Origin of the sequence: Pseudomonas mendocina, assembly GCF_900636545.1 — a bacterium.
Lineage (GTDB): Bacteria > Pseudomonadota > Gammaproteobacteria > Pseudomonadales > Pseudomonadaceae > Aquipseudomonas > Aquipseudomonas mendocina.
In genome coordinates this window covers 4,578,673-4,598,017 of the sequence record NZ_LR134290.1, presented here as the reverse complement: position 1 = coordinate 4,598,017, position 19,345 = coordinate 4,578,673, and the positions used below count along the sequence as shown (strand labels likewise).

The 19,345-nt window shown below is 63.3% G+C and carries 18 protein-coding genes; 12 read left to right on the top strand and 6 right to left on the bottom strand.

From position 1 onward, the window contains the following. Positions 1–4: 4 nt before the first annotated feature. Complete coding sequence (locus EL191_RS21570) at positions 5–2,182, bottom strand: malate synthase G (protein WP_041980197.1); 2,178 nt, start codon at positions 2,180–2,182, stop codon at positions 5–7. Between the two features lie 360 nt (positions 2,183–2,542). Between EL191_RS21570 and EL191_RS21565 the strand changes: the two genes are divergently transcribed. Both EL191_RS21565 and EL191_RS21560 read left to right on the top strand, forming a co-directional pair. Further along, positions 2,543–2,992, top strand: a complete 450-nt coding sequence (locus tag EL191_RS21565) for a GNAT family N-acetyltransferase (protein WP_041980196.1) — start codon at positions 2,543–2,545, stop codon at positions 2,990–2,992. Positions 2,993–3,025: 33 nt separating this feature from the next. After that, positions 3,026–3,544, top strand: a complete 519-nt coding sequence (locus tag EL191_RS21560; RefSeq protein ID WP_041980195.1) for a glycine cleavage system protein R — start codon at positions 3,026–3,028, stop codon at positions 3,542–3,544. Between the two features lie 248 nt (positions 3,545–3,792). On the opposite strand, the gene rarD is transcribed toward EL191_RS21560, so the two are convergent. The 5 genes from rarD to EL191_RS21535 form a co-directional block, all read right to left on the bottom strand. Further along, the gene (gene rarD / locus EL191_RS21555) at positions 3,793–4,686 is read right to left on the bottom strand and encodes an EamA family transporter RarD (RefSeq protein WP_041980194.1); all 894 of its coding nucleotides are present in this window, start codon (positions 4,684–4,686) and stop codon (positions 3,793–3,795) included. Between the two features lie 385 nt (positions 4,687–5,071). Then, on the bottom strand, positions 5,072–6,046 hold the full coding sequence (locus EL191_RS21550) for a serine/threonine protein kinase (protein WP_041980193.1): 975 nt from the start codon (positions 6,044–6,046) through the stop codon (positions 5,072–5,074). Positions 6,047–6,091: 45 nt separating this feature from the next. Beyond that, the gene (locus EL191_RS21545) at positions 6,092–6,856 is read right to left on the bottom strand and encodes a TOBE domain-containing protein (protein WP_041980192.1); all 765 of its coding nucleotides are present in this window, start codon (positions 6,854–6,856) and stop codon (positions 6,092–6,094) included. A gap of 60 nt (positions 6,857–6,916) precedes the next feature. Beyond that, positions 6,917–7,657, bottom strand: a complete 741-nt coding sequence (locus EL191_RS21540) for a ComF family protein (RefSeq protein ID WP_041769583.1) — start codon at positions 7,655–7,657, stop codon at positions 6,917–6,919. A gap of 43 nt (positions 7,658–7,700) precedes the next feature. Next, complete coding sequence (locus EL191_RS21535) at positions 7,701–7,994, bottom strand: hypothetical protein (protein ID WP_013717454.1); 294 nt, start codon at positions 7,992–7,994, stop codon at positions 7,701–7,703. Positions 7,995–8,189: 195 nt separating this feature from the next. Here EL191_RS21535 and bioB point away from each other — a divergent pair, with 195 nt between their 5' ends. The 10 genes from bioB to EL191_RS21485 all read left to right on the top strand — a co-directional run bounded on the left by bioB (position 8,190) and on the right by EL191_RS21485 (position 19,331). Then, positions 8,190–9,248 (top strand): biotin synthase BioB, encoded by a 1,059-nt coding sequence (gene bioB, locus EL191_RS21530; RefSeq protein WP_041980191.1) that lies wholly within the window; start codon positions 8,190–8,192, stop codon positions 9,246–9,248. Between the two features lie 88 nt (positions 9,249–9,336). Beyond that, the gene (gene bioF / locus EL191_RS21525; RefSeq protein WP_041980190.1) at positions 9,337–10,506 is read left to right on the top strand and encodes an 8-amino-7-oxononanoate synthase; all 1,170 of its coding nucleotides are present in this window, start codon (positions 9,337–9,339) and stop codon (positions 10,504–10,506) included. Next, complete coding sequence (locus EL191_RS21520) at positions 10,499–11,221, top strand: alpha/beta fold hydrolase (RefSeq protein ID WP_041980188.1); 723 nt, start codon at positions 10,499–10,501, stop codon at positions 11,219–11,221. Before bioF ends, EL191_RS21520 begins: the two co-directional genes overlap by 8 nt. After that, a complete protein-coding gene (gene bioC / locus EL191_RS21515; RefSeq protein WP_041980187.1) occupies positions 11,214–12,047 on the top strand; it encodes a malonyl-ACP O-methyltransferase BioC in 834 nt (277 codons plus the stop codon). Before EL191_RS21520 ends, bioC begins: the two co-directional genes overlap by 8 nt. Before the next feature lie 29 nt (positions 12,048–12,076). Further along, positions 12,077–12,763 (top strand): dethiobiotin synthase, encoded by a 687-nt coding sequence (bioD, locus tag EL191_RS21510; protein WP_013717449.1) that lies wholly within the window; start codon positions 12,077–12,079, stop codon positions 12,761–12,763. Positions 12,764–12,862: 99 nt separating this feature from the next. After that, the gene (locus EL191_RS21505; RefSeq protein ID WP_013717448.1) at positions 12,863–13,162 is read left to right on the top strand and encodes a hypothetical protein; all 300 of its coding nucleotides are present in this window, start codon (positions 12,863–12,865) and stop codon (positions 13,160–13,162) included. A 52-nt stretch (positions 13,163–13,214) separates the two neighbouring features. Next, the gene (locus tag EL191_RS21500) at positions 13,215–13,952 is read left to right on the top strand and encodes a putative metalloprotease CJM1_0395 family protein (protein WP_017363052.1); all 738 of its coding nucleotides are present in this window, start codon (positions 13,215–13,217) and stop codon (positions 13,950–13,952) included. Between the two features lie 169 nt (positions 13,953–14,121). After that, a complete protein-coding gene (locus EL191_RS21495) occupies positions 14,122–15,927 on the top strand; it encodes a phenylacyl-CoA dehydrogenase (protein WP_041980186.1) in 1,806 nt (601 codons plus the stop codon). Between the two features lie 131 nt (positions 15,928–16,058). Then, entirely contained in the window at positions 16,059–17,378 is a 1,320-nt protein-coding gene (locus EL191_RS21490; protein WP_374189632.1) for a GGDEF domain-containing protein, read from the top strand. A 174-nt stretch (positions 17,379–17,552) separates the two neighbouring features. Then, positions 17,553–19,331, top strand: coding sequence for an acyl-CoA dehydrogenase C-terminal domain-containing protein (locus EL191_RS21485; RefSeq protein WP_041980185.1), 1,779 nt, complete (start codon positions 17,553–17,555; stop codon positions 19,329–19,331). Positions 19,332–19,345 lie beyond the last annotated feature (14 nt).

Here is a 19,345-nt window from a genome sequence, read left to right as displayed (position 1 = left end):
CGAATCACAGACCGTTCTTGGCCTTGAACTCGCGGCGACGGCGATGCAGCACCGGCTCGGTGTAGCCGTTGGGCTGCTTGGTGCCTTCGACGACCAGCTCCAGCGCGGCCTGGAAGGCGACGTTGTTGTCGAAGTCCGGGGCCATGGGGCGATACAGCGGGTCATTGGCGTTCTGACGATCCACCACCGGCGCCATACGCTTGAGGCTTTCGACCACCTGCGCTTCGCTGACGATGCCGTGGCGCAGCCAGTTGGCCAGCAGTTGGCTGGAGATGCGCAGGGTGGCACGGTCTTCCATCAGGCCGACGTCGTTGATGTCCGGTACCTTGGAGCAGCCGACGCCCTGGTCGATCCAGCGCACCACGTAGCCGAGGATGCCTTGCGCGTTGTTGTCCAGCTCGTTGCGGATTTCTTCTGCAGACCAGTTGGTGTCCTTGGCCAGCGGGATGGTCAGGATGTCGTCCACCGACGCCGGGGTGCGCTTGGCCAGTTCGGCCTGACGGGCGAACACGTCGACCTTGTGGTAGTGCAGAGCGTGCAGGGTGGCGGCGGTCGGCGAAGGGACCCAGGCGGTATTGGCGCCGGACAGCGGGTGAGCGATCTTCTGCTCGAGCATGGCGGCCATCAGGTCCGGCATGGCCCACATGCCTTTGCCGATCTGCGCGCGGCCCTGCAGGCCGGTGGCCAGGCCGACGTCGACGTTGTTGTTCTCATAGGCGCCGATCCAGGTCTCGCTCTTCATGGCAGCCTTGCGCACCACAGCGCCGGCTTCCATGGAGGTGTGGATCTCGTCACCGGTACGGTCGAGGAAGCCGGTGTTGATGAACACCACGCGCTCGCTGGCCGCCTTGATGCACGCCTTGAGGTTGACGGTGGTGCGGCGCTCCTCGTCCATGATGCCGACTTTCAGGGTGTTGCGGGCCAGGCCCAGCACATCCTCGACACGGGCGAAGATTTCGCTGGTGAAGGCGACTTCTTCCGGGCCGTGCATCTTCGGTTTGACGATGTACACGCTGCCGGTGCGAGTGTTCTTGCGCGTGGTGTTGCCGATCAGGTTGTGCACCGCAATCAGGCTGGTGAATAGCGCGTCCTGGATGCCTTCCGGAATCTCGTTGCCTTCGGCGTCGAGGATGGCCGGGTTGGTCATCAGGTGGCCGACGTTGCGCACGAACAGCAGCGAGCGGCCATGCAGGGTCAGCTCGGAACCGTCCGGCTTGGTGTAGACGCGATCCGGGTTCATGGTGCGGGTGAAGGTGCTGCCGCCCTTGGACACCTGCTCGGCCAGGTCGCCCTTCATCAGGCCCAGCCAGTTCTTGTAGACCACCACCTTGTCGTCGGCATCGACGGCAGCGACGGAGTCTTCGCAGTCCATGATGGTGGTCAGCGCGGCTTCCATCAGCACGTCTTTGACGCCGGCGGCGTCGGTGCTGCCGATCGGGCTGGAGGCATCGATCTGGATTTCGAAGTGCAGGCCGTTGTGCTTGAGCAGCACGGCGATCGGTGCGCTGGCCTCGCCCTGGAAGCCAACCAGCTGCGCGTCGTCACGTAGGCCGCTGTTGCTGCCGCCCTTGAGGGCAACGACCAGCTTGCCGTCGACGATGGCATAACCGGTGGAGTCGACGTGAGAACCGCCAGCCAGCGGTGCAGCCTCGTCGAGGAAGGCGCGAGCGAAGGCGATGACCTTGTCGCCACGTACCTTGTTGTAGCCCTTGCCCTTCTCGGCGCCGCCTTCTTCGCTGATCACGTCGGTGCCGTACAGCGCATCGTACAGCGAGCCCCAGCGGGCGTTTGAGGCGTTCAGGGCGAAGCGCGCGTTCATCACCGGCACGACCAGCTGCGGGCCGGCCAGGCGGGCGATTTCTTCGTCGACGTTGGTGGTGGTGGCCTGGAAATCTTCCGGCTCCGGCAGCAGATAGCCGATTTCCTGGAGGAAGGCTTTGTAGGCGGCCGCGTCATGAGCCTGACCCTTGCGCGCCTGATGCCAGGCATCGATCTGCGCCTGCAGCTCGTCACGCTTGGCCAGCAGGGCACGGTTCTTCGGTGCCAGGTCCTTGATGACCGCAGCGGCACCGGCCCAGAACTTGTCGGCAGCGATGCCGGTACCGGGGATGGCTTCGTTGTTCACGAAGTCGTACAGGGCTTTGGCGACCTGCAGGCCACCGACTTGAACGCGTTCAGTCATCACTTGCCTCACTCTCTGAGCTTTACTCAATAGCCGCTTCGGGCTCCTCTGAAAACGACCTGCGTAATCAACGCCTGCGCTTTCAGAGAGGCTCGCCGGAGACGGTCTGGCCGTCTTGTAGTCCGTGGCGCGGCATACTACATCAAGATTTCGGGGAAATGCAGTGGGTGCGCGTCAGACTGCGACCAAAAGACTATTTTGAGTCACGTTGAGTGCGCTGTGTGTTCAAAAATCTGCGCTATTGTTCCATAAAATATGTAAAAACGTACACGATTAATTGGTCTGGCTACTGACAACGGCGCCAATATGGCCTACGCATCATGTCGCCTATACTGCCCGACACGCCTTTTGGAGCCTGCCATGACGGTTTCCGCTGCCACTATTGCCGATCTTGTCGATCTCACCCGTCTGTTCGCAGACTATCTGCGCTTTTATCAGGTGCCGCGGGCTGACGCGGATATCGCCACCTTCCTTCGTATGCGCCTCGAGCGCGGTGATTCGCAGTTGTTCATCGCCCGTGACGGGCAGGGCGCTGCGCAGGGCTTCGTGCAGCTTTATCCCTTTGTCTCCTCATTGGCGCTGGAACCGGCCTGGTTACTCAGCGATCTGTATGTCGACGAAAGCGCGCGCCGTTGCGGCGTTGGCGAGGCGTTGATGAATGCTGCGCGCGCCCATGCCGAGGCGACCGGTGCCTGCGGCCTGCAGTTGGAGACGGCGAAGACCAACCTGGCCGGCCAGGGCCTGTATGAGCGGCTCGGTTATGTGCGTGACGAACAGTTCTTCACCTACTGGCTGTCGCTGCGTGGCTGACTTTTCCCATCCTGTGAACGAGTGAGGTAGTACATGGATCATCTGGTACTGACGGTGATTGCCGAGGACCAACCGGGCCTGGTAGAGCGCCTCGCCGGCTGCGTGGCGAAACATGGCGGCAACTGGCTGGAGAGTCGCATGGCGCGCATGGCCGGGCAGTTTGCCGGGATCGTGCGGGTGGATGTACCGGCCGAGGCCCACGGCGGTTTGATCAAGGAGCTCGAAGCGCTCGGTACTCAGGGTATTCGCGTGCAGTTGGCGGCGAGTGGTAGCGAACCAGGCGGGCGTTTCGCCGCCATTCGCCTGGAGCTGGTCGGCAACGACCGGCCCGGTATCGTGCGTGACATCACCCGCGTGTTGGCCGAGCAGGGCGTCAACCTGGAGAGCCTGCTCACCGAGGTGGCACCAGCACCGATGAGCGGCGAGCTGTTGTTCACCGCCGAGGCGCTGCTGGCCGTGCCGGAGACCCTGCCCCTGGAGCAATTGCAGGCGCGCCTGGAGACCCTGGCCGACGACCTGATGGTGGAGCTGAATCTGCGCGCCGAGGATTGATATCCACGGCGAGCGTGGATCAGCCTGTGGATAAACTGGGGAGCCCCGGCGCACTGCCTAGTGTTCCGGGGCTTTTCATTGTCTGGCTAAAAATTCAACAGGATCAAAGGCTTGTGCACAAATGCCGGGGATGGATCTGTGGATAAGCCGGGGGCGAAAGCCTCCCCCCCAATGCTGACAAGACTTCGCCGTGTGTGAGCGTTTTTTGTTCAGCGGCGTAGTGAAGCCGGTGCATGTGCACCGGCCGTTCACTCGGTCGGGCGTTTGCGCAGGCTCAGCCAGATGTCCAGGCTGTAAACCGCCAGGCCTGCCCAGATGAAGGCGAAGGCCACGAGCTTGGCCGGATCGAAATGTTCGCCGAACAGGAAGATCGCCTGCAGCATCACCAGGGTGGGAGCGATGTACTGCAGGAAGCCCAGCGTGGTGTAGGGCAGATGGCGCGCCGCGGCGTTGAAGCACACCAGTGGTACCAGCGTGATGGGCCCGGCTGCGGCCAGCCAGAGCCACTGCGAGCTGCTCCAGAACTCGGGCTGGCTGCTCATCGCTGCGGGGTGCAGGGCCAGCCAGGCCAGTGCCACCGGCAACAGCAACCAGGTTTCCACCACCAGACCGGGCAGTGCAGCGACGGGCGCTTTCTTGCGGATCAGCCCATAGAAACCAAAGGTCAGTGCCAGCACCAGCGAGACCCAGGGCAGGCTGCCCACCTGCCAGACCTGCTGCGCCACGCCAATGGCGGCCAGTCCCACGGCGACCCACTGCAGGCGGCGCAGTCGCTCACCGAGGATCAACAGCCCGAGCAATACGTTGACCAGTGGGTTGATGTAGTAACCCAGGCTGGCTTCCAGCATGCGCTCGTTGTTCACCGCCCATACGTACACCAGCCAGTTGCTGGCGATCAGCAGGCCGCAGCCGGCCAGCACCGCCAGGCGCTTGGGGTGCTCGCGCAACTCGCGCCACCAGCCAGGATGCTTCCACAGCATCAGCAGGATCGCGCCGAACAGTGCCGACCAGACCGCGCGGTGGACAATGATCTCCAGCGACGGAATGTGCTGGACGGCTTTGAAGTAGATGGGGAACAGGCCCCAGATGATGTAGGCGGTAAGGCCCAGTATGTACCCGCGTTGCGGGTTGGCGGTGGCCATTGGAAATCCTTGTTTGGGCAGCAGGTTGGCTGTTTCAACAGCCTGCTAACGGTTTGCCGCGAAATTCTAGCTTTCGGGCACCTGGCTTGTCTGTCCGTCGAGCTTTTTCTGTATACCGAAGCGCTGGCAAAGTCGTAAGGCAAACTTTACGCGGCGTGCGCAACTGTATCGGTTGGCGGTTCGGCACGGTCTTTTGGGGAGCCCGGGTGTAATCCGGGACTCTGGGGGCGAATAGAAAGCATCGCGGCTGAAGCCGCTCCTACGGCGCAGGTGAACACCGCTAGGAGCGGCTTCAGCCGCGAAAACTTCAGGTTTCGGACATCCGCAATGATCGCGCACCATCACCTGGTCCGGATTCACTCCAGGATGGCCTCCGGGCCAGGTTTCAGAACAGCCGCAGTGGTTCTTCATTGAGTGCGGCGATCTGTTCGCGCAAGGCCAGAATCTGGTCGCCCCAATAGCGTTCGCCGGCGAACCAGGGGAAGGCCAGGGGGAAGGCCGGGTCGTCCCAGCGTTTGGCGATCCAGGCGCTGTGATGCATCAGGCGCAGGGCGCGCAGACCTTCTATCAGCGGCAGCTCACGGGCGGCGAAGTCATGGAACTCCTGATAACCATCGACCAGCTCGGCAAGCTGGCCTAGGCGCTCGTGGCGCTCGCCAGCCAGCATCATCCACAGATCCTGCATGGCCGGCCCCATACGGCAGTCGTCGAGGTCGACCATATGAAAGGCGTCGTCGCGGCACAGCAGGTTGCCGGGATGACAGTCGCCATGCAGGCGTATCGGCTGGTAGCGCACGCGAGAGAACAGTTCGTCGAGGCGGGCGAGCAGATCGCGCGCGACCGATTCGTAGGCCGGCAGCAGGCTGCGTGGCACGAAACCGCCATCGAGCAGTGAGGCCAGGGCAGCGTGGCCGAAGTTGTCCACACCCAGGGTCTCACGATGGACAAAGGGACGGCTTGCGCCAATCGCATGCATGCGCCCGAGCAACTGGCCGAGGCGATAGAGCTGATCGAGGTTGCCCGGCTCCGGCGCGCGCCCGCCACGACGCGGGAACAGGGCGAAACGGAAGCCACCGTGCTCGAACAGTGTCTCGCCATCGCGCGCCAGTGGCGCTACCACCGGCACTTCATGCTCGGCCAGTTCGAAGCTGAAGCCATGTTCCTCGCGGATCGCCGCATCGCTCCAGCGGTCCGGGCGATAGAACTTGGCGATCAGCGGCGTCTCGCCCTCGATACCCACCTGATAGACACGGTTCTCGTAGCTGTTGAGCGCCAATACGCGCGCGTCGCTGAGATAGCCAAGGCTCTCCACGGCGTCGAGCACCAGATCCGGCGTGAGGGTGGAAAAGGGATGGCTCATGAGCGGCTCCGCGAGAGTGGGCGCACAGTGTAACGGGTTGCGCCGTTACAGCTGGGTGCCGAGTAGCACCTGACTGGCGGCGAACTGCGCGCGCACCGGATCGCCGACGGCAACACCCAGCGTCGCCAGTTGCGCTGGCTCGACCGAGGCACACAGCGTCTGGCCGTTGGCCAGGCTTACACGCACTTCGCTCGGGCCGTCGTTGCCCGGCAGAATGCGCTCGATATGGCCTTCGAGCGCATTGCGGTCGGGATCGACCGGCTGGTTCAGCGTTTGTAGCTCCAGCCAGCCGGCCTTGATCAGTGCGACCACGTTGCTGCCTTCGTTCAGTTGCAGGTTTTCCGTGCTGTCATGGGTGATAAGCGCCTGCAGGTGGCTGCCGCCGGGCAGCTCGATATCGACCAGGTCGTTATGTCCGCGCGCATGAATCGCCTGTACACGGCCGGTCAGTTGATTGCGTGCGCTGGTGCGCAGCATCAGGCGGCCGAGCAGCTCCAGGTCGGCATCGTCACCGGCTGCCTGTAGCAATTGCATCTGCAGCGCCTGCAGACGTCGCTGCAGAGCCAGCAGGCGTTCACCCGCTGGCGTCAGGCACGCGCCGCCGCCGCCCTTGCCGCCAACGCTGCGGCTGACCAGGGGCTGTTCGGACAGGTTGTTCAGCTCGTCGATGGCATCCCAGGCGGCCTTGTAGCTCAGCCCGGCGGCCTTGGCGGCGCGGGTGATGGAGCCTTGTTCGGCGATCTGTTCGAGCAGCGCCAGGCGTTTCGGGCGGCGGCTGAGCAGTTGGGCGAGGGGATCGAGCTGCGACATGGTTCGGCGTGGTCAGGAAAGATGCTGGGCACGGTGCGCGACTGTGCCTGGCGCGTCAAGTCAGCCATCGCCCGGCCGCGGCGTGCGAGCCAGGCAATAGACATCGACGCGCAGGGCACCGGCGCGGCGCAGTAGCTGGGCGAGCATGTCAGCGGTGGCGCCGGTGGTGAGTACGTCGTCGATCAGCGCCAGGTGGGCACCGGCAATTGCGGCCTGCACTTGCAGGCTGAACGCCTGGCGCAGATTACGTTTGCGTGTGGCGGCATCCAGGCCTTGCTGGGCAGGTGTGTCGACGCGGCGCTGCAGCCAGTCACTTTGTACCGGCAGCTTCAGGCTGGCGCCAAGCCAGTCGGCCAGCATCTGCGCCTGGTTGAAGCCGCGCTGCCGTTGTCGTCTGCGTGCCAGAGGTACCGGCAGCAGCGCCTGTGGGCGAGGCAGGCCTTCGTCATAGGCGTGGACCAGGTGTTCGGCCAGCAGCTCAGCGAGCAGACGACCGTAGGGCCATTGCCCCTGGTGCTTGAAGCGGGTGATCAGGTTGTCGACCGGGAAGGCATAGCGCCAGGGCGCTTCCACGCGGCTGAAACTCGGTGGTTTCTTCTGGCATGCGCCGCAGATCATGCCCTGAGCCGACAGCGGCACCGCGCAGATCCGGCAGTGTGGCCCGAGCCACGGCAGCTCGGCTTCGCAGGCGGTGCAGATGTTGTGGGTGGGGTGGTCGGAGGTTTCATCGCAGAGCGGGCAATGGCGTCGTGGCCGGAGCCAGGGCAGGCGTCGCAGCGCGATGAGGTCGAACGGGGGCATGGCGGCTCTTCCGTGAGCGGTGATGCCACAAGCTTAGTCCGTGCTAGCGGATGAGCCAGCCCATCACCACCAGACCGAGAAACAGCCAGATCACACCACCGATGATCGAGCCGCGCAGTAACGAGCGAACACCGCTGAAGAGAAACAGCAGGCCGATGATCAGCAGGATGATGCTGAAGATCGATACGTCCATGCCGATGGCCCGGGCCAGACCCTGGAGAAAGTCGTCGATGGCGTCGGCCATGGCACCCAGCACGCCGGACAGCATGTCGACGATGAAACGGATGGCGCGACCCAGCGCTTCGCCGAGTCCTTCGAAAAAACCTTCAACCTGCATGCAGAACATCCTGTGGTAGGGGTAAGCATTTGGCCTTGTGCCATGACATAAGTTCTATTGGTTGTTAATTGATCAAATGTAAACCTTTGTCTTTGTGGTGGTTGACAGCATCCTATCGCCACTTATGATGGCCAAAGCCTGAATGCCCCCATGGGCCCGACAACAGATGCCGCCAAGCGTCGAAGGACTTCTCAGATGAGCGCAACCGCCCAAATCACCACCCGCCACGACTGGAGCCTCGCCGAGGTTCGCGCGCTGTTCGAGCAGCCATTCAACGACCTGTTGTTCCAGGCGCAGAGCGTCCATCGTCAGCACTTCGACCCCAACCGCGTGCAGGTCTCGACGCTGTTGTCGATCAAGACCGGCGCCTGCCCGGAAGACTGCAAGTACTGCCCGCAGTCCGGCCACTACAACACCGGCCTGGACAAGGAAAAGCTGATGGAGGTGCAGAAGGTGCTGGAGGCGGCCGCCGAGGCCAAGGCCATCGGCTCCACGCGCTTCTGCATGGGCGCGGCGTGGAAACACCCGTCGGCCAAGGACATGCCCTACGTGCTGGAGATGGTCAAAGGCGTGAAGAAGCTCGGCCTGGAAACCTGCATGACCCTCGGCCGTTTGGATCAGGAGCAGACCCAGGCGCTGGCCGATGCCGGCCTGGACTACTACAACCACAACCTCGATACCTCGCCGGAGTTCTACGGCAACATCATCACCACCCGTACCTACGGCGAGCGCCTGCAGACCCTGGCCTACGTGCGTGAAGCGGGGATGAAGATCTGCTCGGGCGGCATCCTCGGCATGGGCGAGTCGGTGGATGATCGCGCCGGGTTGCTGATCCAGTTGGCCAACCTGCCGGAGCATCCGGAGAGCGTGCCGATCAACATGCTGGTCAAGGTCAAGGGCACGCCATTGGCCGAGGAGAAGGATGTCGACCCGTTCGACTTCATCCGTACCCTGGCCGTAGCGCGGATCATGATGCCGAAATCCCACGTGCGCCTGTCCGCCGGCCGCGAGCAGATGAACGAGCAGATGCAGGCCCTGGCCTTCATGGCGGGCGCCAACTCGATCTTCTATGGCGAGAAGCTGCTGACCACCGCCAACCCGCAGGCGGACAAGGACATGGCCCTGTTCAAGCGCCTCGGCATCAAGCCGGAAGAGCGCGAAGAGCATGCCGACGAGGTGCATCAGGCGGCCATCGAGCAGGCGCTGGTCGAGCAGCGTGACTCCAAGCTGTTCTACAACGCCGCTTCGGCCTGATTCCTTTTATGTGGGAGCGAGCTCTGCTCGCGAATGACCTCCTGTCCTGGTTTTTCGCTCGCGACGCTCGCTCCTACGGAAAACATGCATGAGCTTTGATCTTGCTACGCGCCTGGCTGAGCGCCAGGCCGCCGATCTGTTCCGCCAGCGTCCGCTGCTGCAGACTCCGCAGGGCCCGCTGGTGGAGGCGGACGGTCGGCAGTTGCTAGCCTTCTGCTCCAATGACTATCTCGGCCTGGCCAATCATCCCGAGGTGATTCGCGCACTGCAGCAGGGTGCGGAAAAATGGGGTGTCGGTGGCGGCGCCTCGCACCTGGTGATCGGCCACAGCACACCGCACCATGAGCTTGAAGAGGCGCTGGCCGCGTTCACCGGAAGGCCGCGTGCGCTGCTGTTCTCCACCGGTTATATGGCCAATCTGGCCGTGGTCACTGCGCTGGTGGGGCAGGGCGATAGCGTGCTGGAGGATCGCCTCAATCATGCCTCGCTGCTCGATGCCGGCCTGCTCTCGGGGGCGCGATTCTCCCGCTACCTGCACAACGATGCGGCAAGCCTGGCCAGTCGTCTGCACAAGGCCGCCGGCAACTGCCTGGTGGTGACCGATGGCGTGTTCAGCATGGACGGCGATCTGGCCGACCTTCCTGCATTGTGCGCCGAGGCGCGTGCGGCCCAGGCCTGGGTGATGGTCGACGATGCCCATGGCTTCGGCCCGCTGGGGGCGACGGGGGGCGGTATCGTCGAGCACTTCGGTCTGGGCCTGGATGACGTGCAGGTGCTGGTCGGCACCCTGGGCAAGGCCTTCGGTACGGCAGGGGCTTTCGTTGCCGGCAGTGAGGCGTTGATCGAGACGCTGATCCAGTTCGCCCGCCCCTACATCTACACCACCAGCCAGCCGCCGGCGGTGGCCTGCGCGACGCTGAAAAGCCTGGAACTACTTCGCAGCGAACACTGGCGGCGCGAGCATCTGGCTCGCTTGATCGGGCGTTTTCGTCAGGGGGCCGCCGAGATCGGTTTGAGCCTGATGGACAGCCCGACGCCGATTCAACCGATTCTGGTCGGTGACAGTGCTCGCGCCCTCAAGCTGTCTGCCCTGCTCAAGGATCGCGGCCTGCTGGTCGGTGCCATCCGTCCGCCGACCGTACCGGCGGGCAGTGCCCGCTTGCGCGTAACCCTGTCCGCTGCGCACAGCGATGCACAGCTTGAACACTTGCTCGACGCGTTGGCCGAGTGCTGGCCGCAGGTACAGACCGATGCGTGAGACGCTGATTCTATTGCCGGGCTGGGGCCTTGATGGCGCCGTGCTGCAACCATTGGCGGACGCGCTGGGATACGAGCTGAGCGTGCAAGTGCCGGCCCTGCCGCGGTTAGGCAGCGCTGCCACCGCCGACTGGCTCGACGAACTGGACACACGCCTGCCGCATGATTGCTGGCTGGCCGGCTGGTCGCTCGGCGGCATGCTCGCCACTGCACTGGCGGCTCGCCGAGGCGAGCGCTGTCGCGGCCTGATCACCCTGGCCAGCAATGCCTGTTTCGTCGCCAGCGATAGCTGGCCGACGGCCATGCCGGCACAGACCTACGCAGCCTTCTATGAGAGCTGCCAGGAGAACCCCGGAGCTACGCTCAAACGTTTCGCCATGCTCTGTGCCCAGGGTGGCGCTGACGCGCGCGGCCTGTCGCGGCAGTTGCAACGCCATCTGTCGAGCAGCGACGAGTCCGCTCTGCTGGCCGGGCTACGCCTGCTGGCGAGCTTGGACAGTCGCGCTGCGCTGGCGGCATACAGCGGGCCGCAATTGCATCTACTGGCCGAGCAGGATGCGCTGGTGCCAGCGGCGGCAGGCGACGCACTGCTGGCACTGTTGCCTGCGGGTGAGGTGGACGTGCTGGAAGAATGCGGCCATGCCTTTGTGCGCGAGCAGGCAGATGCCCTGGCGACCTTGATGCTCGATTTCATCCGTGAGGCCAGTGATGTCTGAGCTGCGTGTGACGCCTCATGAGTTCCCTGATGCGCACGGCGCACCCCGCGGTCCGGATAAACGTCAGGTCGCCGCATCGTTCTCCCGCGCAGCAGGCAGCTACGACTCGGTGGCCGAATTGCAGCGCAATGTCGGTGCACAGTTGCTGGCGCGTTTGCCAACTTCGCTGCTGCCACGTCGCTGGCTCGATCTGGGCTGCGGCACGGGCCATTTCACCCGTGCCCTCGCCGAGCGTTATGCGCGGGGCGAAGGGCTGGCGTTGGATATCGCAGAGGGTATGTTGCGTCATGCCAGGCCGCAGGGCGGTGCTGCGCATTTCATCGCTGGCGACGCCGAGGCCCTGCCACTGCAGGACGCCAGTGTCGACTTGCTGTTCTCCAGCCTGGCGCTGCAATGGTGCGGCGATCTTCCGCAGGTGCTGAGCGAGGCGCAGCGGGTGTTGCGCCCTGGTGGTGTGCTGGCGTTTTCCAGCCTGTGTGTGGGTACCCTGCAGGAGCTGCGTGACAGCTGGCTGGCGGTCGACGGCTTCGTCCACGTCAATCGCTTTCGTCGTTTCGAGGATTATCAGCAGATCTGCGCGGCCAGCGCTTTGCAGCCGCTGACCTTGCTGCGTCAGGCCGAAGTGCTGCATTTCCCTGACCTGCGCAACCTGACTGCTTCGCTCAAGGACCTCGGTGCGCACAACCTGAATCCGGGGCGGCCGAGTGGCTTGACCGGGCGCTCGCGCATTCGCGCACTGATCCAGGCCTACGAGCGCTTTCGTCAGCCTCTGGGCCTGCCTGCGACCTATCAGGTCGTCTACGGCGTGCTGCAGAAACCGGTTTAACCCCAGGGACGTTGATTCGAGGAGCTGTAATGGCCCAGGCCTACTTCGTGACCGGCACCGATACCGAGGTCGGCAAGACCACCATCGCCGCTGGCCTGCTGCATGCCGCGCGCCTGCATGGGCTGAGTACTGCGGCGGCCAAGCCGGTGGCTTCCGGTTGCATGAGGACGGCACAGGGGCTGCGCAATGACGACGCGCTGGCGCTGCTGGCGCAGTGCTCGCTGCCGCTGCGCTACGAGGAGGTCAACCCGCTGGCCTTCGAACCAGCCATCGCCCCTCACCTGGCGGCCCGCGAAGTTGGCGTCGAGCTGGATGTCGCCAGCCTCTACCAACCTGTGCGGAGCGTTCTGGACAAGTGCGCCGGTTTCACTCTCGTCGAGGGGGCGGGTGGCTGGCGTGTGCCGCTGGCAGGCGAGCAGACGCTCTCGGATCTGGCCATCGCGCTGGGTTTGCCGGTGATTCTGGTAGTCGGTGTGCGCCTGGGTTGCATCAACCACGCCGTGCTGAGCGCCGAAGCCATCGTCCGCGATGGTCTGCAATTGGCGGGTTGGGTGGCCAATATCGTCGAGCCGCAAACATCGCGACTGGAAGACAACTTGGCGACCCTCGCCGAACGCTTGCCGGCCCCATGCCTGGGACATGTGCCGCGGCTGGTGGCTGCTAGGGCCGATGCCGTATCGGCTTACCTCGATCTGGAACGATTACCTGGCTGGTAATAAACAGCAACGCGATCATAGCCTTTTGTCTGTACGTTTTTTAGCCGATTTCTGCTTCAATACTGGCCATTAGGTTCTACATCCCCCAGGGGGCTGCCGATGGAAATCTCCGCCAACGCATTCAATTCGGGTTTGAACGGTATCCAGGCCGGACAACGCCGTGTCGATCAGGCTGCCAGTGATATCGCCAGCAACACGGTCAACCCGTCGCAGCAAGCCACCCAGACCCCGCCGCAGAATCAGGTCAACCCCAGTTCACAGACTTCCGAGCGCACCCGCCCCGACCTGACCGAGAGTCTCGTGGCGTTGCGTGTCGGTGAAAACGAAGTGCGTGCCAATGCGCGTGTCGTCGATACGGCTGACGAGGTGCTGGGGACCTTGATCGACACCCGTGCGTAGGTAGTTTTACCCCGGCCGCGGATGCGTCCGCTGGCGAGGCAGGAGGGCGCTCATGCAAATCGGCAACAGCCTTCCAGCTTTCACTCCAGCGCCCGCTGTCAGTCCGGCCAGGCCGCTGTCATCCGATGTGTCTGCCGATATCGCCCGTGCGGACCTGGCACCGGTCGCCGCGCCACAAGAGCAGCAGGCTGACTCGGCTGCCTCCGGACGAGAGGAGGCAGATCGCGACGCCAACTCACCGACTCGCCCGGGCGAACCAAAGCTCACGCCCCAGGAGCAACGCCAGCGACAGCTGGAAATCACCGATCTCGTACAGCGCGACCGCGAGGTCCGCACTCACGAGCAGGCACATGCGGCTGTAGGTGGGCAGCACGCCGGCTCGCCTACCTACAGCTTCAAGCGTGGTCCGGATGGTCAGCGTTACGCTGTGTCCGGTGAAGTAGGCATCGATACCTCCCCCGTCCCCAACGACCCCGAGGCGACGCTGCGCAAGATGGAGATCGTCTTGCGTGCGGCGCTCGCCCCCATCGAACCCTCTGCGCAGGATTTGCGCGTAGCCGCTCTGGCCCAGGCGCAAGCGGCGCAGGCGCGCGTCGAACTGGCCGAACTGCGACGGGAAGAGACCAGCAATGCCGTCGAAGAGCGCAAGGCCCGTGACGACGCTAGCTCTGCCGATGAACAGCCGGCCGAGCAATCGCGGCAGGCTTCGCCACCAGCGCCTAATCTTGATCTTTATCGGAGTCTGGGCGAATTGCCCGCCTCGGAGCCGCGCATCGATCTGGTCGCATAGCGGCCGATTGGCAGCGCTTGACAAGGGGATGGCGTAAACGTATGTTTCAAACGCCTGTTTGATTGCTTCGGCCGCAGCCTCAGTGGCCAGGCAGCCGGGAGTGATCCCGAGAGCGACCGCCAAGACGGTCACCCCAACTACTAGGAATCCACCGCAGAGGTTTACCGTTATGCCTGACTACAAGGCCCCCTTGCGTGACATTCGTTTCGTTCGTGACGAGCTGCTGGGCTATGAAGCTCACTACCAGAGCCTGCCAGGTTGTCAGGACGCCACTCCGGACATGGTCGACGCCATCCTCGAAGAAGGCGCCAAGTTCTGCGAGCAGGTTCTGGCACCGCTGAACCGTGTGGGTGACACCGAGGGCTGCACCTGGAGCGAATCCGGCGTGAAGACCCCGACCGGCTTCAAAGAGGCTTATCAGCAGTTCGTCGAAGGTGGCTGGCCGAGCCTGGCCCATGACGTCGAGCACGGCGGCCAGGGCCTGCCTGAGTCGCTCGGTCTGGCGGTCAGCGAAATGGTCGGTTCGGCCAACTGGTCCTGGGGCATGTACCCGGGCCTGAGCCATGGCGCGATGAACACCCTGAGTGCCCACGGTACCGACGAGCAGAAGCACACTTACCTGACCAAGCTGGTTTCCGGCGAGTGGACCGGCACCATGTGCCTGACCGAGCCGCATTGCGGCACCGACCTGGGCATGCTGCGCACCAAGGCCGAACCGCAGGCCGATGGCAGCTACAAGGTTTCCGGTACCAAGATCTTCATCTCCGCGGGTGAGCACGACATGGCCGATAACATCGTCCATATCGTTCTGGCCCGCCTGCCCGATGCGCCGGCCGGTACCAAGGGTATCTCGCTGTTCATCGTGCCGAAGTTCCTGCCCAACGCCGAAGGCGGCGTAGGCGAGCGTAACGCTGTGTCCTGTGGCTCCATCGAGCACAAGATGGGCATCCACGGTAACGCCACCTGCGTGATGAACTTCGACGGCGCCACCGGCTTCCTGATCGGTCCGGCCAACAAAGGCCTGAACTGCATGTTCACCTTCATGAACACCGCTCGTCTGGGCACCGCGCTGCAAGGCCTGGCCCATGCCGAAATCGGTTTCCAGGGCGGCATCAAGTACGCTCGCGAGCGTCTGCAGATGCGTTCGCTGACCGGCCCGAAAGCACCGGAAAAGGCCGCTGACCCGATCATCGTGCATCCGGATGTACGCCGCATGCTGTTGACCATGAAAGCGTTCGCCGAAGGCAACCGCGCCATGGTCTACTTCACCGCCAAGCAAGTGGACATCGTTCAGCACAGCCAGAACGAAGAAGAGAAGAAAGCGGCTGATGAGCTGCTGGCTTTCCTGACTCCGATCGCCAAGGCCTTCATGACCGAAGTGGGCTTCGAGTCCGCCTCCCACGGTATGCAGATCTACGGTGGCCATGGCTTCATCAGTGAGTGGGGCATGGAGCAGAATCTGCGCGACTGCCGCATCTCCATGATGTACGAAGGCACCACCGGCGTTCAGGCGTTGGACCTGCTGGGCCGCAAGGTGCTGATGACTCAGGGCGGTGCCCTGAAGAACTTCACCAAGATCGTCCACAAGTTCTGCCAGGCCAACGAAGGCAACGAGTCCGTCAAGGAGTTCGTCGAGCCGCTGGCCAAGCTGAACAAGGAGTGGGGCGACATCACCATGAAGATCGGCATGGCGGCGATGAAAGATCGCGAGGAAGTCGGTGCCGCTTCGGTGGATTACCTGATGTACTCCGGCTACGCCTGCCTGGCCTACTTCTGGGCCGACATGGCGCGCCTGGCTGCCGAGAAACTGGCTGCCGGTACCAACGACGAGGCTTTCTACAAGGCCAAGCTGCAGACCGCGCGCTTCTACTTCGCACGTATCCTGCCGCGTACCCGTACGCACGTCGAAGCCATGCTGTCCGGCGCCAGCAACCTGATGGACATGGACGAAGAGCACTTCGCTCTGGGCTTCTAAGATCGGCTCGATGCCCTATCCGTTAGGTTGAACGACAACGCCGCCCCTTCGGGCGGCGTTGTCGTTTTTGCGCCGTGCACTGAAGCGAATGTCGCATCCTGTCGCTGTTTTCATGAGTCGAAGCAGGCAAAATGCCTTCATCTCTCGCCAAGGATGTCAGCGTGATACGTCTGGCCAATCTGCGCCTCAGTCACTTCTTTTCATCGTTGCCGTTGCTGGTCGGTGCCTTGGTGGCTGCACGCTTGCCGGTACTGAGCGAGTTCTTCATCTCCCTTTTCAATGTGCTGCCGACTCTACTGCTGCTGCTTGGTGGCGCCTTCTGCCTGGTCTACGGCCGTCAGCGTGAAGTGTTCCTGTTGTTGGCGCTGTATGTCAGTTACTTCCTGCTGGATACCCAGGTCGATCACTTTCGTGACAATGGTCAGGTGCGCGGTGACGCTGCATTGGTCTTTCACCTGATCTGCCTGCTTTTGCCCCTGCTTTATGCCCTGTACGGCTGCTGGGAGGAGCGTTCGCATCTACTGCAGGACATGTTTGCCCGCAGCTTGGTGCTGCTGGCGGTCAGCGCCGTGACCGTCGGGCTCGCGCGGCGTTATCCGCAGGGCATCGCCGATTGGCTGGCGCAGATTCACTGGCCGTCGCTGCACGGCGCCTGGATGAATCTCGCGCAACTGTCCTACCTGGCCTTCCTGCTCGCGTTCATCGCATTGCTGATGCAGTACCTGCGCCGGCCGCGCCCGCTGCATGCTGCGCAACTGGTGGGGTTGTTCGGCCTGCTGTGGATGCTGCCGCAGGTATTCATCCTGGCCAACGCGCTGCAGGTGATGGTTAGCCTGGTAATGCTCATGCTGGTGGCCGCCGTGGCCCACGAGGCCTACCAGATGGCCTTCCGTGACGAACTGACCGGGCTGCCGGGGCGGCGTGCGCTCAACGAGCGTCTGCAGCGCCTGGGACGTGAGTACGTTATTGCCATGGTCGATGTCGACCACTTCAAGAAATTCAACGACACCCATGGCCATGACGTAGGGGATCAGGTGTTGCGCCTGGTCGCCAGCCAGCTGCGCAAGGTCGGTGGCAGCGGCAAGGCCTATCGCTACGGTGGTGAGGAATTCACCCTGCTATTCCCCGGCAAGAGCGTGGAGCAGTGCATGCCGTACATGGAGGCGGTGCGCCTGGCCATCGAGCAATACCGCATGCAGTTGCGCGATAAGCAAAGCCGGCCGAGCGATGATCGTGAGGGCAAGCAGCGCCGTGCTGGCAAGGCGGCCAGCGAAGTGTCGGTAACCGTGAGCATGGGCGTTGCCGAGCGTCAGAGCGAGCAGCGCAACCCGCAGGAAGTGATCAAGGAAGCGGACAAGGCCCTGTACAGCGCCAAGGCGGCCGGGCGCAACTGCATTCGCATTGCCGGGCAGCGGCGGGGCGCTGTCAGGCTGACGTCGGGCCGAGATTGAAGCGTTTGCAGACGAACGGTGCAAAACGCTTTGCGATGGATGAAGGGCGTGATTTTTACATCAGGTAGCTGCTGACCTTTTGTGGATTATTAGTCACAACACGACCCTATGTGTCTGTAAAGTTGTTCAAGTAAACTCGGTTCTCTCACGTAAGTCCGTTTCTGAGGATGTGTCATGGCCGATTACAAAGCCCCCCTGCGCGACATGCGCTTCGTGCTCAATGAAGTATTCGAAGTCTCCAAGCTGTGGGCCGAGCTGCCGGCCCTGGCCGAAGTGGTGGATGAAGACACCGCCAACGCCATTCTCGAAGAGGCCGGCAAGGTCACCGCGGGCAGCATCGCCCCGCTGAACCGTAGCGGCGACGAGGAAGGTTGCTCCTGGGACAACGGCAACGTGAAGACTCCGGCAGGCTTCCCCGAGGCCTACCGTACCTACGCCGAAGGCGGCTGGGTCGGTGTAGGTGGCGCGCCGGAGTTCGGCGGCATGGGCATGCCCAAGGTGATCGGCGCCCAGGTCGAGGAAATGGTCAACTCGGCCAGCCTGTCCTTCGGCCTGTACCCGATGCTCACCTCCGGCGCTTGCCTGTCGATCCTCAATCACGCCAGCGAAGAGCTGAAGCAGCAGTACCTGCCGAACATGTACGCCGGCGTCTGGGCCGGCTCCATGTGCCTGACCGAGCCGCATGCCGGTACCGACTTAGGGATAATCCGCACCAAGGCCGAACCTCAGGCCGACGGCAGTTACAAGATCAGTGGCACCAAGATCTTCATTACCGGCGGCGAGCACGACCTGACCGAGAACATCATCCATCTGGTGCTGGCCAAGCTGCCGGACGCACCGGCTGGCCCGAAAGGCATCTCGCTGTTCCTGGTGCCGAAGGTCATGGTCAATGCCGACGGCTCGCTGGGCGAGAGGAACGCACTGGGCTGTGGCTCCATCGAGCACAAGATGGGCATCAAGGCTTCGGCCACCTGCGTGATGAACTTCGACGGTGCCACCGGCTACCTGATCGGCGAAGTGAACAAGGGCCTGGCGGCGATGTTCACCATGATGAACTACGAGCGCCTGGGCGTTGGTATTCAGGGCCTGGCCCTGGGCGAGCGCAGCTATCAGAGCGCCGTCGAATACGCCCGCGAGCGTATCCAGAGCCGCGCGCCGACCGGCCCGGTGGCCAAGGACAAGGCGGCCGACCCGATCATCGTGCATCCGGACGTGCGCCGCATGCTGCTAACCATGAAAGCGCTGAACGAGGGTGGTCGCGCCTTCTCCAGCTACGTCGCCATGCAGCTCGACACCGCCAAGTACAGCGAGGACAAGGACACCGCCAAGCGTGCCGACGAACTGGTGGCGCTGCTGACGCCGGTGGCGAAAGCCTTCCTCACCGACATGGCGCTGGAAACCACCGTGCATGGCCAGCAGATTTTCGGCGGCCACGGCTTCATTCGCGAGTGGGGCCAGGAGCAACTGGTGCGCGACTGCCGCATCACCCAGATCTACGAAGGCACCAACGGTATCCAGTCGCTGGATCTGGTCGGGCGCAAGATCGTCGGTAGCGGTGGCAGCTACTACAAGCACTTCGCTGACGAGATCAAAGCCTTCGTCGCCTCGGCTGATGCCTCGCTGGCCGAATTTACTCAGCCGCTGGCGGCCGCCGTACAGAACCTGGATGAGCTGACCGCCTGGGTCGTGGATCGGGCGCAGAGCAACCCCAACGAAATCGGCGCCGCTTCGGTCGAGTACCTGCAGGCCTTCGGCTACACCGCCTACGCCTACATGTGGGCGCTGATGGCCCGCGCCGCGTTGGGCAAGGAAGGGCAGGACGAGTTCTACGCCAGCAAGCTGGGCACCGCACGCTTCTACTTCGCTCGCCTGCTGCCGCGTATCCACTCGCTGAGCGCATCGGTCAAAGCCGGCAGCGAGTCGCTGTATCTGCTGGATGCTACGCAGTTCTAATCACGCTGCATCTT

What these genes read in the sequence shown, in the direction of transcription:
- EL191_RS21570 (WP_041980197.1), bottom strand. Translation starts at nt 2,182, where the DNA reads ATGACTGAACGCGTTCAAGTCGGTGGCCTGCAGGTCGCCAAAGCCCTG.
- EL191_RS21565 (WP_041980196.1), top strand. Translation starts at nt 2,543, where the DNA reads ATGACGGTTTCCGCTGCCACTATTGCCGATCTTGTCGATCTCACCCGT.
- EL191_RS21560 (WP_041980195.1), top strand. Translation starts at nt 3,026, where the DNA reads ATGGATCATCTGGTACTGACGGTGATTGCCGAGGACCAACCGGGCCTG.
- rarD (WP_041980194.1), bottom strand. Translation starts at nt 4,686, where the DNA reads ATGGCCACCGCCAACCCGCAACGCGGGTACATACTGGGCCTTACCGCC.
- EL191_RS21550 (WP_041980193.1), bottom strand. Translation starts at nt 6,046, where the DNA reads ATGAGCCATCCCTTTTCCACCCTCACGCCGGATCTGGTGCTCGACGCC.
- EL191_RS21545 (WP_041980192.1), bottom strand. Translation starts at nt 6,856, where the DNA reads ATGTCGCAGCTCGATCCCCTCGCCCAACTGCTCAGCCGCCGCCCGAAA.
- EL191_RS21540 (WP_041769583.1), bottom strand. Translation starts at nt 7,657, where the DNA reads ATGCCCCCGTTCGACCTCATCGCGCTGCGACGCCTGCCCTGGCTCCGG.
- EL191_RS21535 (WP_013717454.1), bottom strand. Translation starts at nt 7,994, where the DNA reads ATGCAGGTTGAAGGTTTTTTCGAAGGACTCGGCGAAGCGCTGGGTCGC.
- bioB (WP_041980191.1), top strand. Translation starts at nt 8,190, where the DNA reads ATGAGCGCAACCGCCCAAATCACCACCCGCCACGACTGGAGCCTCGCC.
- bioF (WP_041980190.1), top strand. Translation starts at nt 9,337, where the DNA reads ATGAGCTTTGATCTTGCTACGCGCCTGGCTGAGCGCCAGGCCGCCGAT.
- EL191_RS21520 (WP_041980188.1), top strand. Translation starts at nt 10,499, where the DNA reads ATGCGTGAGACGCTGATTCTATTGCCGGGCTGGGGCCTTGATGGCGCC.
- bioC (WP_041980187.1), top strand. Translation starts at nt 11,214, where the DNA reads ATGTCTGAGCTGCGTGTGACGCCTCATGAGTTCCCTGATGCGCACGGC.
- bioD (WP_013717449.1), top strand. Translation starts at nt 12,077, where the DNA reads ATGGCCCAGGCCTACTTCGTGACCGGCACCGATACCGAGGTCGGCAAG.
- EL191_RS21505 (WP_013717448.1), top strand. Translation starts at nt 12,863, where the DNA reads ATGGAAATCTCCGCCAACGCATTCAATTCGGGTTTGAACGGTATCCAG.
- EL191_RS21500 (WP_017363052.1), top strand. Translation starts at nt 13,215, where the DNA reads ATGCAAATCGGCAACAGCCTTCCAGCTTTCACTCCAGCGCCCGCTGTC.
- EL191_RS21495 (WP_041980186.1), top strand. Translation starts at nt 14,122, where the DNA reads ATGCCTGACTACAAGGCCCCCTTGCGTGACATTCGTTTCGTTCGTGAC.
- EL191_RS21490 (WP_374189632.1), top strand. Translation starts at nt 16,059, where the DNA reads ATGCCTTCATCTCTCGCCAAGGATGTCAGCGTGATACGTCTGGCCAAT.
- EL191_RS21485 (WP_041980185.1), top strand. Translation starts at nt 17,553, where the DNA reads ATGGCCGATTACAAAGCCCCCCTGCGCGACATGCGCTTCGTGCTCAAT.